Source organism: Rothia mucilaginosa (genome assembly GCF_019334805.1).
In the GTDB taxonomy this organism is placed as follows: Bacteria; Actinomycetota; Actinomycetes; order Actinomycetales; family Micrococcaceae; genus Rothia; species Rothia mucilaginosa_C.
On sequence record NZ_CP079822.1, the window covers coordinates 348,808 to 362,916 of the forward strand.

Consider the following 14,109-nt stretch of genomic DNA (forward strand, 5'->3'; position numbering starts at 1 on the left):
TTAGTGTGCCAGTGCTTCACGCTGAATCTGAGCCAGTTCAGCGGTGCCTTCCAGCGCCAGGTCGAGCAGGCTGTTGAGCTCGTCGCGGTCGAAAGGCGCGCCCTCGGCGGTGCCCTGAACCTCAACGAACTTGCCGCTGCCGGTGACGACCACGTTCATGTCGGTCTCGGCGCGAACGTCTTCGGTGTAGGGCAGGTCCAGCATGGGGGTGCCGTCAATAATGCCCACCGAAATTGCGGACACCGAATCGATCAGCGGGTTCGCCTTAGCGGGCAGAATCTTCTGCTCCTTCGCCCAAGAAATAGCATCAGCCAGCGCCACGTACGCGCCGGTGATGGAGGCGGTGCGGGTGCCGCCGTCAGCCTGCAGAACGTCACAGTCGAGCACGATGGTGTTCTCGCCCAGCTCATCCATGTTGATGACCGCACGCAGGGAGCGACCAATCAGGCGAGAAATCTCGTGGGTGCGGCCACCCACGCGGCCCTTCAGCGACTCGCGAGAAGAACGGGTGTTGGTGGCGCGCGGCAGCATCGCGTACTCGGCGGTCACCCAGCCCTTACCCTCGCCCTTGAGCCAGCGCGGCACGCCCTCGGTGAAGGATGCGGTGCACAGCACGCGGGTGTTGCCGAACTCGATGAGGGCGGAACCCTCAGCGTTGCGGGACCAGCCGCGGGTAATGGTGATGGGGCGCAGTTCGTTGAGGGCGCGGCCGTCTTCGCGGGTTGCAGTCATGGGTTCTCCTTGGGTCTGTCTGCGGGGTCTGTGTCTGTCTGTTGAATCTGTGTTAGCTGGCGCGAAAGGCGTGTACCGGGGTTGTTATACCTAGCCCAGCTCAGATTTAGCCTAGTCCAGCTCAGGCTTCGCCTAATCTAGCTCGGGCTTAGGGAGCGCAATCGCGGTGTTCAGCGGCGGGTCGAGCACCTCCACCACATTCAGGGTGGACGTGACCGGGTTAGCCTCCGTCGGGCGCGGGTAGATGCGGTAGCTTGCCGCCATTTCGGCAATGCCGACCGGACCGGAGAAGGCACTACGCGCCTCCGCGTAGGCGATGTCCGGGTCGTTCCACACGGGCAGGTGGGTCAGCAGCAGGTTACGCACGCCCGCCTCCGTGGCGGCCTCGCCGGCGCGCTTGCCGGTCAGGTGAATACCGCGCAGAGCGTCGTCACGGCCCTCCTGGTAGGCCGCCTCGCAGAGGAACAGGTCAGCACCGCGCGCAGCCTTGACCAGGCCCTCGCACAGGTCGGTATCGCCCGAGTACGAGAACACGGTGTGACCCTCGCGGTCGTTGCAGGTGATGCGCAGCGCGTACGGGTCCTTCGAGGGGTGAACCACACGGAACGGCTCCACGCGGAAGGGACCAATCTGTACGGGCTCACCCTCAGTCCAGGTGTGGTACTCGAACTCGGTGCTCATGCCCGGCTCCGGGTCCAGGCCGTGAGTCGCCGAAAGGTACTCGTTAATCGCGGCGGGGCCGTATAGCGGAATGCGGCCCTTGGGCCAGCCGCGCGGATCCCACTTGACCGCCACGTGCAGACCGGACAGGTCGATGCAGTGGTCCGGGTGCAGGTGCGAAATCAGAATCGCGTCGATATCGCTCAGGTCGATATGGCGCTGGAGCATGCCGAGGGAGCCGTTGCCCATGTCCATGATGATGCGCCAGGTTCGACCCGCGAAGTCCGTGGCGGTGAGCATGTAGCAACTAGCCGGTGAGACGGGGCCGGGAAAGGAGCCCGTGCAACCGATAACGGTTAGACGCATGAGGTGTCGTCCTTAGGGGTGGTGCCGGAAAATTCGGTGCCCGCGACAGTGTGTGCTGCCTCTGCAGGATCTGCCGATTCGTCGAGGGTGATGCTGCGGTGTGCCGCAAGCATTTCGGGGGTGAGTGCCGCAAGCGAGCCGGTCGGGTAGCGTTCAGCCACGGAGCTGGTGTGGCGAACGTTGGTGACCTCGGGGCCGAGGAAGCGGCGCGCCAGCTGCGAGAACGTCTCAGATTCGCCGGTGGCGAGGAATTCGTGGTGCGGGTTTTCCTCGGGGACCGGGCTTTCAATGGCGTGGTTGAGCAGTTCGCGGTACACGTCCTTCGCGGTCTCATCCGCGGAGGAAACCAGGGTGACATCCTCACCCATAATGTAGGAAATCACGCCGGCCAGCAGCGGGTAGTGGGTACAGCCGAGCACGAGGGTGTCCACGCCGGCATCCTTGAGCGGCTGCAGGTACTCGCGGGCGGTCTCCAGCAGCTCGGGGCCGGAGGTAATGCCCTTCTCCACGAACTCCACGAAGCGCGGGCACGCCACCGAGTGCACCTCAAGGTTCGGGGTGATCGCGAAAGTGTCCTCGTAGGCGCGGGAGGTGACGGTCGCCTCGGTTGCAATCACGCCGATCTTGCGGTTGCGGGTTGCGGCGAGCGCACGGCGGGCGGCGGGCTGAATCACCTCAATGACGGGGATGCCGTACTGGCGGGTGTAGCGTTCGCGGGCGTCGCGGAGCACCGCTGCGGAGGCGGTGTTGCAGGCGATGACGAGCATTTTCACGCCGGAGTCGACGAGTTCGTCCATGATGCGCAGGGCATTGGCGCGTACTTCTGCGATTTTGAGGGGGCCGTAGGGGCCGTGGGCGGTGTCGCCGACGTAAATGATGCGTTCGTGAGGCAGCTGGTCCATGATGGCGCGTGCCACGGTGAGTCCGCCAACGCCGGAGTCGAAGACGCCGATGGGTGCCGCGGCGGTGGGGCCTACGGGCGCGGGGCTTCCCCAGGGGGTGCGGGCACGGTAGGGATTGGTTGCATCAATGCTGTCACTCATGTGTCACCTACACTTCGTTATCGGTCGGGTACCACGTTCTATGCTAACTCGCTAAGGTTACCCTTTTAGTCCGTTGAGCGGTTAGATGAGTCGAGAACCACCATTATGTGGTTGTATATGACGATAGTTTGAAGGGGAATTTGAAAAATTCGTTCTATTCTTGCTCGTTTGCCCCGCCATTTGCCCCGCCAAATACTCCGCCGGACTTTTCCTCTTCTTCATCGTCCAGCCCGTCGAGCATGGCGAGCATGAGCGAGTCCTGAACCCAGGAGACGAAGTTGTACACCACGGCCATGTACTCTTCTTGGGTCTCGATCTCGGAAGGGTCGGTGAACGCCGCAATATCTTCTGCGGTGTCTTCGTCCACGATGTAGAGGCGGTCGGCGAGCACCAAGCGGATATCGCCGAGCGCAGCAGCCCAAGCGCGGGCGTGTTCTTCGTTCAGGCGCAGGTCGCTGGACTCAATGTCGAAGGCGAGCATTGCGAGGTTCGCGCGTTTAGTTTCGCGCAGGTCGCGTTCGGTATAGCGGCGGTATTCGGTGGCGGCCTCGTCGTCACTGCTTGCGGCGGGTAGCAGGCGTGCTACGGCACTGTCGGCGGGGATAGTGGGGTTTTCGGTGATGCCGACCAGCGCCTCCAACGGGTCGACGGTGCCGCCGTCGGCGGTGGTATCTGCCGGGCGCAGTAGCGCGCGCACGTCTTCGGCGAGTTCGCGAATCAGGTCACGTTCGGCGGGTTCGAAGGAGGCGGTGTAGCCTCCGGGGGTGCGGCGGAAGGGTCGCGCCATTAGTTTTCTACTTTCTCGAAGGTTGCCAGCAGGCCCCAGGCGTGCATTGCCTGGGTGTGTTTTTCGGCGTCTTCGCGGGAGCCGGTGAAGACGATTGCCTTGCCGTTGTTGTGCACCTGCAGCATGAGTTCTTCGGCGCGGGCACGGGAGTAGCCAAAGTGGCTACGGAAAACGTAGGACACGTAGGTCATGAGGTTGACGGGGTCGTTCCAGACGATGACGTTCCAGGGGATGTCTGCGGCGAGGATGTTCTCCAGGGCGGTGTCGAGGTCGGTGTCCTCGAGGGTTCCGGTGGAGAGGGTCACGGCGGTAGTGTTCATTGGTTTCCTTTGCGGCCGGTTCCCTTTGATTATACGGGCGGGTATGTGTTGCCCCTGTGTGGCCCCTGTGTTCGTCCTGCGCTACTGCGGTGTTCGTCCTGTACTGCTCCCGCACAGAGTGCTGGTAATTTGTCATACTACAGTACTTAGAGTCAAGAATACTTTATGTAGTGATTGACACGCCGACTCAAGAGGAAAAATACCCTAATCCCCCACTACAATAAACACATGGCTACTACTTCCCTTCTCACCGACCACTACGAACTGACCATGCTCCAGGCGGCACTCGCCTCCGGCGCAGCCAACCGTAAGTGCACCTTCGAAGTCTTCACCCGCCGCCTGCCCGCGGGCCGCCGCTACGGCGTCCTCGCAGGCACCGGCCGATTCCTCGAAGGCCTCGCTAACTTCCGCTTCAACGACGAAGAACTCTCCTTCCTCTCCTCCCGCAATATCGTCAACAAAGAGACCCTCTCCTACCTCGAATCCTTCACCTTCAGCGGCAACATCCGCGGCTACGCAGAAGGCGAAGCGTTCTTCCCCCACTCCCCCGTCCTGCAGGTCGAAGGCACCTTCGCCGAAGCGTGCGTCCTCGAAACCTACCTGCTGTCCATCCTGAACTTTGACTCCGCCGTGGCGAGCGCCGCCTCCCGCATGAGCGCAGCCGCTGGCAACCGCCCCTGCCTCGAAATGGGTTCGCGCCGCGCCCACGAACGCGCCGCCGTCTCCGCCGCACGCGCCGCCGTGATTGCCGGCTTCGCGGGCACCTCCAACCTGGAGGCTGGCCTGCGCTACGGCCTGCACACCATCGGCACCAGCGCCCACGCGTTCACCCTGCTGCACGACAGCGAACGTGAAGCGTTCGAGGCGCAGTTGCGTTCCCTCGGCGCCCGCACCACCCTGCTCGTCGACACCTACAACGTGGACGAGGCGGTCCGCCTCGGCGTGGAACTCGCGGGCGAAGAGCTTGGCGGCGTGCGCCTGGACTCCGGCGACCTGGTCGCCACCGCGGCACGTGTGCGTGAACTGCTCGACTCGCTTGGCAACACCCACACCAAGATCACCGTCACCAGCGACCTGGACGAGTACGCCATCGCATCCCTGGCGGCAGCACCCGTGGACTCCTACGGCGTGGGCACCAAGCTGGTCACCGGTTCCGGCGCGCCGACCTCCTCCATGGTGTACAAGGTCGTTGAGCGTGAGAACTCCGCCGGTGAAATGCAGCCGGTCGCTAAGGCGTCGGCTGGCAAGGCGTCCATCGGTGGCGCCAAGCGTGCGGCCCGCCGCCTCAACAGCATGGGCATTGCGACCGCCGAGGTTCTGGGCACCCACGAGGACCCGAACCTGCTCGAGGGCACCCGCCCGCTCATGGTGGACTTCGTCCGCAACGGCGAGCTGCTGCCCGGCTTCACCGGTGAGGAAGGCGTGCGCCGCGCAACCGCCCGCCACGTAGCATCCCTGGCTGAGCTTCCCGAAGCTGCCCGCCGCCTCTCGGAGGGTGAGCCGATCATTCCGACCGAGTTCATCTAAACCACCCTTCTGAGATACTGTTTTTCACCTGGCGAATCAGAGTGAAAACTCATTCCTACTTGTAAAGGACAGACATGTCTAAGGCACTGATTATTGTTGACGTGCAGAACGATTTCTGCGCCGGCGGCACCCTCGCCACCGAGCGCGGTGCGGACGTTGCCGCACTGATTAGCGAATACGTGGAGAACAACCACCACCGCTACGACGCGATTATTGCCACCCAGGACTGGCATATCGATCCGGGCTCGCACTTCTCTGACACCCCCGACTACGTTGACTCCTGGCCGGTGCACTGCGTCGCCAAGAGCGAAGGCTCGCAGATTCACGAGAACCTGGACACCGACTACATTGAGGCGTACTTCCGCAAGGGCCGCTTCGAGGCAGCCTACTCGGGTTTTGAGGGTCTTCTCGCCCCTGAGGATGAGGTCGCAACCGGCGAGCACGAGCCTGGTGCGGATGCGTCCGAGGACGGTCCGCAGACTCCCCTGTCGGAGTGGCTGGATGAGCGCGGTATCGAGTTCGTCGATGTTGTCGGTATCGCCACCGATTATTGCGTGTCGGCAACCGCTCGCGATGCGGTCGATGCAGGCTACGAGACTCGCGTGCTGCTTGACCTGACCGCGCCCGTGCACGAGGACAAGCTCGACGACGTGGTTGCCGAGCTTGAAGATGAGGGCGTCGAGGTGGTTGAGGTTCTCTAACCTCGACCTTGAATAGACAGAGGCGGGGAGCCTGGGATGTACTATCGGATGTACTATCCCGGACTCCTCGCCTCTTGCTGTACCGATAACTTAGCGCACCGATAACTTACTGCGCCGATGACTTAGCGTGCCTACGACTCATCGTGTAATACCCCCGAATAGCCGAGGCCACTTAGTCAGCCGAGCCGCTTACTTGAAGCACACCTCTGCCATGCCGTTCACGCGCACGTTCGGGCCAGCCGGCGCCTCCGGTGAGGATGGTGCGGCGGGTGGGGTGTGCATTGTGTGGCATGAGGTTTTCTTTCATGAGGGTTGAGATGGATGAACAATTTACACATTTATGCACTGTGTGCAATATTCATTTTCTAGAGTATAGACACCGAAAAACATTCTCAACTCACCACGCCATGACCTCGCTCAACCCAGCATTTTCGGGCGCAAAAAAGCCCGCGAGCGCATACACGCCCGCGGGGCTTTCTCCCTTATCCAAAGGTATTTACGTGCTTATCTTGGTCAGGAAAGGTTGGTTATACCGCACAAAGATACACCGTCGCGGTGCCACCTTCACCATACTGCGAGCCTTTGTGTGCATTATTTGCCCGAGAAATTTCACCTTCAAGAACGCTCGGCGCCAGGTAAGACCCACCCGCACCACCTGCACCGGCAAGCTGCGCGGAGCTGATACTCTGGCGAACACCCGTCGGGTTATTATTCCATTTCTGAGCGATTGTAATCGCTGACTGCGAGAGTGCCGCGCCCGAACCGCCACCGCCGTAACCGCCGCCGCCGCCACCGGACACAATGACCTGCGCGCCGTTGAAGTAAGGGGCGAGATGATAGTAGGACAGATATTTATGGGTTCCATCGGGGCGTTGGAGAGTTTCATAGCTTTCCGCATTGAACCCATCGTGGTTATCCAACTGGTAGCTTACAGACATCACGCCGTCGCCACCATTTCCTTGCAGACCATTAGTACCGGGATTACCTGCGGTCGAGGAGCTATAAAGCACCTGCTTATTCTGACTATCAAAGCTAAAAATACTGTTGGGAGTACCGGTCAACACTGTCGGCTTAGCACCACCGGCACCACCGATACCATTACCGCCGCCCTTGCCACCTTCAACAGTTAGCTGAATGTTCGGGTCCTGAGCATAATATTCACGTCCAATTGTGGCGTCACCACCGCGTGCTCGTTCCCCCGACCCTCCAACACTGCGTACGGGCGGGTGGGTCTGGTTTTCCGGCCCAATCATACGAGCGTCGACAATTCCAGGGAAATGGTCCGGGTCAGGTTCCGTCGTGAACATTGTTGCCCGGGTGACTCCACCGCCACCGCCGCCAGCAACAGCGATGACCTCACCGTTGATGAGCAGAGCCGAGGAACCGCCGCCCGAGCATCCATATATCTCTTCCATAGGTTGTTTAGGATGCGGACCGTGATCCCAATCAGTAGCCCACACCCAGCGCTTGGTTAGCTTCTTCATCACGTCATCGGGAATCCTGGTGCGAGGAACCCCACCACCGTTACCGAAACCTTGGCCACCTTGGGAGCCTTCAGTCCGGTACTCATCTAAATTGTCAGCTCCGTACCCTCGGACTTCGAGCATACCGCCGCCACCTGCAATGAGCTCGATATTTGCCGGACCCTGCACCCCGATAACTCCGGTTACTTTCGCTCCTGAGCCGCCGAGAGAGCTGTCGTCAAAGCCTCCGCCACCTGCACCACCGGTCAGTTCAAAACGGATCTTATAGAAGGTAAGGCGGCTATGAAGATATTCCGTTTCTTCCCTGCGGTTATACATGTCAGCGTGGGCATACATGTAAGGTTCTTCTGACACGGTGCAATCCGGTTTTGATGCAGCGTAAGCTGGCACTACTGCTGAAGCCGCAATCACGGGCGTTGCCCAGGCGGCACCCTTCACGACCTTACGGCGAGAAATATGAGACATCACTGTCCTTCAATGGTTGGTGCAACCGTTCTTCTAACCCATTTCTCGCACTCGGCTCGGCAGAATAACGGCTACATGGTGTTTCTGATGGAGACCCTCCCGTAATGGCAACCCCGCCAGGTTCGAGAGGGATCTTCCACCAATAGAGTACATGAATCAGGTTTTATGGACACCCCAAAAGGTCATAAAACAGCACGTCGAACCAATTTTATACCCGTCTTGTAGCTGTCCGGCAATCTATTTCATAAGTTCAGGGCACGCAAAAACCCCGCGAGCGCACTGAACTGCGCCCCGAAACTTGGACGCTTTAAATAGTAACCCTTATGCGGCTTCCAGCAGGGCCTGATCCCGGTACTCTACCGGAGTCAGGCCCTTAAGCTTTACCTGACGCCTTACTGTATTCCAGTGCATGATATAGGCATCAAGGTCGGCCTTGAAACTCTCAAAGGTCTGCCAGTCTTGGCCGCGGAAGAACTCGTCCTTCAGATGTCCAAAAACCTGCTCAGTGGCGCCATTATCAATACAGTTGCCCTTGCGTGACATACTCTGGATAAAACCATTCTCAGCAAGCGTGCTGATATAGAACTCGTGCTGATACTGCCACCCCATATCCGAGTGCAAAATCGGTTCAACCCCTGCGGGTTTGGCCTCCATGAGTACCTGGAGCATCTCTTGTTGCTGGAGGAGGTTAGGGCACATCGAGATCGAGTGGGCAACAATCTCTTTGCTAGCAAAGTCGTAAACCGGAGCGAGATACGCCTTACCAAAGGAGAGCTTAAACTCGGTAACATCGGTACCCAACTTCTGCCAGGGACCGGTCGCCGTGAAGTTGCGACCAATGACGTTCTCAAAACTTTGCCCCACGTCCCCCTTATAGGAGTTGTACCTACGGTAGGGCCTCTGGCGGCGTATACCGCAACGCAACCCCATCTGACGCATCATCTTCAAAACCGTCTTATCGGCAATGCGCACCCCTTCCTCAGCGCGCAGGCACATAGCCACCTGCCTGTGACCACACCCGTTGGGGGTTCGCGAAAAGATCTGTGTGACCTTGGGACGTAGCTGCACTCTGGTTGGCTGCCGGGGATGAGCCAACGCGTAGTAGTAGCTCGACCTGGCAAGACCAGCAGCTTCGAGCAGATCACGCACCGCGTGTCCGCGCCCTGAAAGCTCAGCGACCACTAGGGCTTTGTCCCGGTTTGGGAGCGCCTGTGCGCCTTCAGGGCAATCGATTTTTTTAGGTACGCCACCTGCGCCTCAAGCTTGCGCACACGCTCGGCAAGTTCCTCCTCACGCGTTGGTGGTACCGCCCCCGCACCTAATCCCTTTGGCCTGCCCTTGGGCTTAGGCTTAAGCGCCTGCGCGCCGCCTTCACGGTACAGCCTGCACCATTGCTTCAACGGTGTCGCGCTTGCAATGCCGAAACGCACCATTGCCTCGGGCTTACTCATTCCACCGTCAACCACGGCCTTGGCTGCGGCGACTTTGGTCTCGTAGTCGTATTTGGTGTGTTTTATTCCCATGGTAAGAAGCCCGTCCTTCCCGATGACGTGGTACGTTTTCTGCCACTCTCTCACAGTTGCGGCGGACACACCAAGCTTCCTGGCGGTTAGACCATAGCCGAATCCTCTCTCAAACATCAGTGCTGCTTGCTCCCGGAGCAAACGATCGTGTCTCATTCCTAGATTTATAGGCATGAAAAGCCTCCCGTTTCTTGGACTTTATTTTTGGTGTCCAAGAAACGGGAGGCAGTTCACACACACCCGCGGGGCTTTACTGGCAACCGAATCAATTCATCTCCGGCACCCTTCAAATATTGGTTATTTACTTGCCAACCTGGCAGAGGAATACCCTCACTACGCCATCATGAGAGTACGTTGCTGAGCTGAACACCTCATCGGAAGTGGCGTTATTGGAGTTAGACATCTCCCCCTCCATCACCCGCGGCGCCAGGTAGGAACCACCCGCACCACCAGAGCCAGCCAGCTGCACATAGCTAATGCTCTGACGAATACCCTTCGGATTGTTATTCCACTTCTGAGCAATCGTGATAGATGACTGCGAGAGCGCCGCGCCGGACCCACCGCCGCCGTAGCCGCCGCCGCCACCGCCGGAGACGATAATCTGCGCACCATTAAAGTAGGGCGCTACACCGTAGTAGTGGATTTCTTCTCGAGTTCCATCAGGGAATTCAAGGACCTCTACGTCTTCCTGACGCCACCACGCCTCGTTATCATCCAGCTGGTAGCTCACCGACATCACGCCGTCGCCGCCCTTACCGTTCAAGCCATTAGTGCCGGGGTTGCCTGCCGTCGAGGAGCTATAAAGCACCTGCTTATTCTGACTATCAAAGCTAAAGATATCATTGGGGGTACCGGTCATCACGGTCGGCTTAGCGCCGCCGGCACCACCAATGCCTCCGCCGCCACCTTTACCGCCTTCAACAGTCAGTTCAAGGTTCAAATCCTGAACATAGTATTCGTGGCCTTCGGTGGCGTCACCGCCACGAGCCCCGCCAGCAACGCCAGCTGCACTGTATACGGGCGCGTGGGTCGGGTGCTCGGGCCCAGTCATGCGAACGTCCACAATGCCGGGGAAATGGCGATGATTAGGTTCTGCGGTGTATGGTTTTCCGCCAATTGATACGCCACCGCCACCACCGGCAACGGCAATGACTTCACCATCAATCAGTAGTGCCGATGAGCCACCACCCGAGCATCCGTAGACTTCTTCCATAGGCAAAGGAATGGGTCCGTAAGACCATTGGTGAGCCCAGACCCAGCGCTCATATACTTTATCCATAACATCGTTAGGGATTCTTACCTTAGGGGTCGAGCCTCCGTCGCCGAACCCGTATCCACCCTTCACCGGAGCGGTTCGGTATCCTTCACCGCTGGGGTAGAACTCAGGAGCAAAACTGCCGCCACCCCCAGCAATAATTTTGACGGTCTGGTAGGGTTTCACTTCAACGATTCCGCTGACCTTGGCACCGGATCCTCCGTCCAGGCCCCTCTCGTATCTTCCGCCGGCGCCGCCGGTCAGCTCAAAACGTAGCTTATGGGTGCCCGCTGGGATTGTAAATTCTTCTTCAACGCGTTCATAATTGCTCATACCCCGAGCAGAGACAAATGCGTTCTCAGCAAACGTACAGTCCACAGAAGAGGCGAAGGTCGGAACGACCGAAGAAGCCGCAATAACGGGCGTAGCCCAGGCGGCACCCTTCACGACCTTACGGCGAGAAATATGAGACATCACTGTCCTTCGATGGTTGGTGCAATCACTCCCCTGGCACGCTATCGGGGTGCGCGCTATTGCGAGGTTGGTTGCATGGTGTTTCTTAAAGTTTTGATGGCTCAGCATAGACCTATATGCTGCGCATCATTGGAAAGTCCCCTGAACTCGGCGACCATGCCGTGTGTTCTAAAGACCTTTCCCACACTAGGCTACACGTTCCGTCTCTGCGCTGCCATGATTATGGCGCCTCATACCCAACATTCTGCATTTTATGCACACGAGAAGCCCCGCGAGCGCACACCCGCGGGGCTTTCCCCTATGTTCTATCCACGTTCTAGCGTCGGCCCACGAACCAGTCCGATAGCTTATCGATACGCGCCTGAATCTGCTCCGCAGAAGCCTGCGCGACCGCCGGGCCGCCGCAAATCTTACGCAGCTCGTTGTGAATCACGCCGTGCGGCTGACCCGAACGAATCGACCACGCCGCCACGTTCTTCGCTAGCTTATTGCGCAGCGCCTTCAGCTGGCGGTGATCCACCACCGAAGGTGCCGCAGTCGCCGGGCGGCGTGCCGCGTGTTCACGCTGATGCGCACGCAGCAGCGTACCCACCTGCTCGGCGTCCAGCAGACCCGGAATACCCAGGAAGTCCTGTTCCTCCTCACTACCCACGGCAAGGTTGCCGGAGGCGAACTCGGCACCGTCGAACAGCACACCGTGGAAGGACGCCTCGGAGCCGAGCGCCTCAAACTTACCGCGTGCCAGCTGCTCGGAGGCGCGCTCCTCCCGGTTTGCTTCCTCGAGCAGGTGATCGTCCAGGCCCTCAACCATGGGGTCGATTTCCTGGGGCGCGCCGCGGTCGAGGGCGTGGTCGCGCTCGACCTCCATGTCGTTGGCGAGCATCATCAGCTGCGGCACCGAGGGCAGGAACACGGATGCGGTTTCGCCGCGCTTGCGGGCACGCACGAAACGTCCGATAGCCTGCGCGAAGAACAGCGGGGTGCTGGTGCTGGTGGCGTACACGCCCACGGCGAGGCGGGGCACGTCCACACCTTCGGACACCATGCGCACGGCAACCATCCAGCGTTGCATGCCTTCACGGAATTCGTCGATTTTCGCGGAGGCTTCACGGTCGTCAGAGAGGATCACGGCGGGGTATTCGCCGGTGATTTTCTGGATCTGTTCGGCGTAGGCTTTGGCGTCCGCGTGGTCGGTTGCGATGACGAGCGCACCGGCGTCGGGCACGGTGCGGCGCACCTCGGTCAGGCGCTTGTCGGCTGCCGCGAGCACGGTCGGAATCCATTCGCCGTTGGGGTCGAGGGCGGTTCGCCACGCCTGGGAGGTGATGTCCTTGGTGAAGCCTTCGCCGAGGTTTGCCGCCATTTCCTCACCGGCGGAGGTGCGCCAACGCATCTGGCCCGAGTAGGCCATGAAGATGACCGGACGCACCACGTGGTCCTTCAGCGCGGGGCCGTAACCGTAGGAGTAATCTGCCTTGGAGCGGCGGATACCGTCATTGTCGACCTCGTAGGTGACGAACGGAATCGGGGAGGTGTCCGAACGGAACGGGGTACCGGTCAGCGCCACGCGGCGGGTCGCATCGTCGAATGCCTCGCGCAGGCCGTCACCCCAGGAGAGGGAGTCGCCGGCGTGGTGAATCTCGTCAAAAATCACGAGGGTCTTCGTCGCCTCGGTGTTGCGGGCGTGCAGCTGCGGCTTATTCGCCACCTGCGCGTAGGTCAGCGCCACACCCTTGTAGTGGCGGCTGATGGTCACATCCGCGTTCTTGAAGTTCGGGTCAATGGGAATACCGACCTTCGCTGCGGCGTCTGCCCACTGCTTTTTTAGGTGGTCGGTGGGCGCCACAACGATGAGCTGGCGGACCGTGCCGCGGTTGAATAGTTCCTTGGCGAGGGTCAGCGCAAACGTGGTTTTACCCGCGCCGGGGGTTGCCACGGCCATGAAGTCGCGGGGGTTCTTTTCGAAGTACTTCTGCATGGCCTCGGCCTGCCAGGCGCGCAGGCTGACGGAAGTACCCCAGGGGGCGCGGTCGGGGTATGCCGGGGAGAGCTTCGGCTTCACCATACTGTCGAATAGGGTGGGTTCCTCTGCGGGTGCGCTCATTCTCTCCTTCTTCCTCGTCTGCATCTGCTGTTGCGGCGGGTTAGGCTCTGGACGGCTGATGCCCGCCGGGCACAGCGAGGTTAAATTCTAGCACCACATCCGCGGGTTATTGCCGGGCTGTGGTGCAAGAATTTGGTGCTCGTCAGCAAAGTCTCATGAGCAGTGTTGGGGCCGTTGAGTCTTGCTACTGTTGCGTGTTATTTATTCGTATTTATTCAGGCGTATTGTCTGAGGTGTGTTGCCTGATGCGTATTTGTCTCAGGCGTGTCGCCTGGCGCGTATTACTCGCCGGAGCCGTTGTCACCGTCGTTGCCCGGTGCCAGGCCTTCGTAGATTTCCTTGCACTGGGGGCAGACGGGGAACTTCTGCGGGTCGCGGCCGGGTACCCACATTTTGCCGCAGAGGGCACGTACAGGTTCACCGGTCAGCGCCGATTCGAGGATCTTTTCCTTGCGTACATAGTGGGAGAAGCGCTCGTGGTCGCCGGGTTCAGAAAGCTGGGTTTCTTCGCGTTCGAGCAGGGCGGTGCCGCCTGCGGTTCCGGGGCCAAAGGGGTCTTCGATGCCTTCGATCGAGCTCATGTTTCTCCTTGATGATGAGGTGGGATACATAGGGTGAGGGGTGCCGCTGCACGGTTGGGTGATTGGCGCCTTCTCTATTTTAGTAGC

General features: G+C 60.0%; 13 protein-coding genes. 2 read left to right on the forward strand and 11 right to left on the reverse strand.

Annotated features, from left to right (window positions below; translation table 11 throughout):
- The 5 genes from rph to clpS form a co-directional block, all read right to left on the reverse strand.
- Positions 1-732, reverse strand: coding sequence for a ribonuclease PH (gene rph / locus LPB405_RS01315; RefSeq protein WP_005506419.1), 732 nt, complete (start codon positions 730-732; stop codon positions 1-3).
- A gap of 132 nt (positions 733-864) precedes the next feature.
- Entirely contained in the window at positions 865-1,758 is an 894-nt protein-coding gene (locus LPB405_RS01320) for an MBL fold metallo-hydrolase (protein WP_219101643.1), read from the reverse strand.
- The gene (murI, locus tag LPB405_RS01325; RefSeq protein WP_219101644.1) at positions 1,749-2,801 is read right to left on the reverse strand and encodes a glutamate racemase; all 1,053 of its coding nucleotides are present in this window, start codon (positions 2,799-2,801) and stop codon (positions 1,749-1,751) included. Before murI ends, LPB405_RS01320 begins: the two co-directional genes overlap by 10 nt.
- A gap of 154 nt (positions 2,802-2,955) precedes the next feature.
- Positions 2,956-3,588, reverse strand: a complete 633-nt coding sequence (locus LPB405_RS01330; protein ID WP_070675104.1) for a DUF2017 domain-containing protein — start codon at positions 3,586-3,588, stop codon at positions 2,956-2,958.
- A complete protein-coding gene (clpS, locus tag LPB405_RS01335; RefSeq protein ID WP_070593485.1) occupies positions 3,588-3,908 on the reverse strand; it encodes an ATP-dependent Clp protease adapter ClpS in 321 nt (106 codons plus the stop codon). The genes LPB405_RS01330 and clpS overlap by 1 nt, the downstream gene beginning before the upstream one ends.
- A 228-nt stretch (positions 3,909-4,136) precedes the next feature.
- Here clpS and LPB405_RS01340 point away from each other — a divergent pair, with 228 nt between their 5' ends.
- Together LPB405_RS01340 and LPB405_RS01345 are read left to right on the forward strand one after the other, a co-directional pair.
- Positions 4,137-5,435 (forward strand): nicotinate phosphoribosyltransferase, encoded by a 1,299-nt coding sequence (locus tag LPB405_RS01340; protein ID WP_219101645.1) that lies wholly within the window; start codon positions 4,137-4,139, stop codon positions 5,433-5,435.
- Between the two features lie 74 nt (positions 5,436-5,509).
- A complete protein-coding gene (locus tag LPB405_RS01345; RefSeq protein ID WP_219101646.1) occupies positions 5,510-6,136 on the forward strand; it encodes an isochorismatase family protein in 627 nt (208 codons plus the stop codon).
- A 527-nt stretch (positions 6,137-6,663) separates the two neighbouring features.
- Here the strand turns inward: LPB405_RS01345 and LPB405_RS01350 are convergent.
- From LPB405_RS01350 to LPB405_RS01375, 6 genes are all read right to left on the reverse strand, one after another.
- Complete coding sequence (locus LPB405_RS01350) at positions 6,664-8,085, reverse strand: transcriptional initiation protein Tat (protein ID WP_257604943.1); 1,422 nt, start codon at positions 8,083-8,085, stop codon at positions 6,664-6,666.
- 321 nt (positions 8,086-8,406) lie between these two features.
- Positions 8,407-9,267, reverse strand: a complete 861-nt coding sequence (locus tag LPB405_RS01355; RefSeq protein WP_219100633.1) for an IS3 family transposase — start codon at positions 9,265-9,267, stop codon at positions 8,407-8,409.
- Positions 9,267-9,677: a helix-turn-helix domain-containing protein gene (locus LPB405_RS01360; RefSeq protein WP_257604868.1), complete on the reverse strand. Its 411-nt coding sequence runs from the start codon at positions 9,675-9,677 to the stop codon at positions 9,267-9,269. The genes LPB405_RS01355 and LPB405_RS01360 overlap by 1 nt, the downstream gene beginning before the upstream one ends.
- Positions 9,678-9,909: 232 nt before the next feature.
- Positions 9,910-11,337, reverse strand: a complete 1,428-nt coding sequence (locus LPB405_RS01365) for a transcriptional initiation protein Tat (RefSeq protein ID WP_219101648.1) — start codon at positions 11,335-11,337, stop codon at positions 9,910-9,912.
- A gap of 316 nt (positions 11,338-11,653) precedes the next feature.
- Positions 11,654-13,441, reverse strand: coding sequence for a DEAD/DEAH box helicase (locus LPB405_RS01370; protein WP_219101649.1), 1,788 nt, complete (start codon positions 13,439-13,441; stop codon positions 11,654-11,656).
- Between the two features lie 281 nt (positions 13,442-13,722).
- The gene (locus LPB405_RS01375) at positions 13,723-14,022 is read right to left on the reverse strand and encodes a DUF3039 domain-containing protein (RefSeq protein WP_005506434.1); all 300 of its coding nucleotides are present in this window, start codon (positions 14,020-14,022) and stop codon (positions 13,723-13,725) included.
- Between the last annotated feature and the right edge of the window lie 87 nt (positions 14,023-14,109).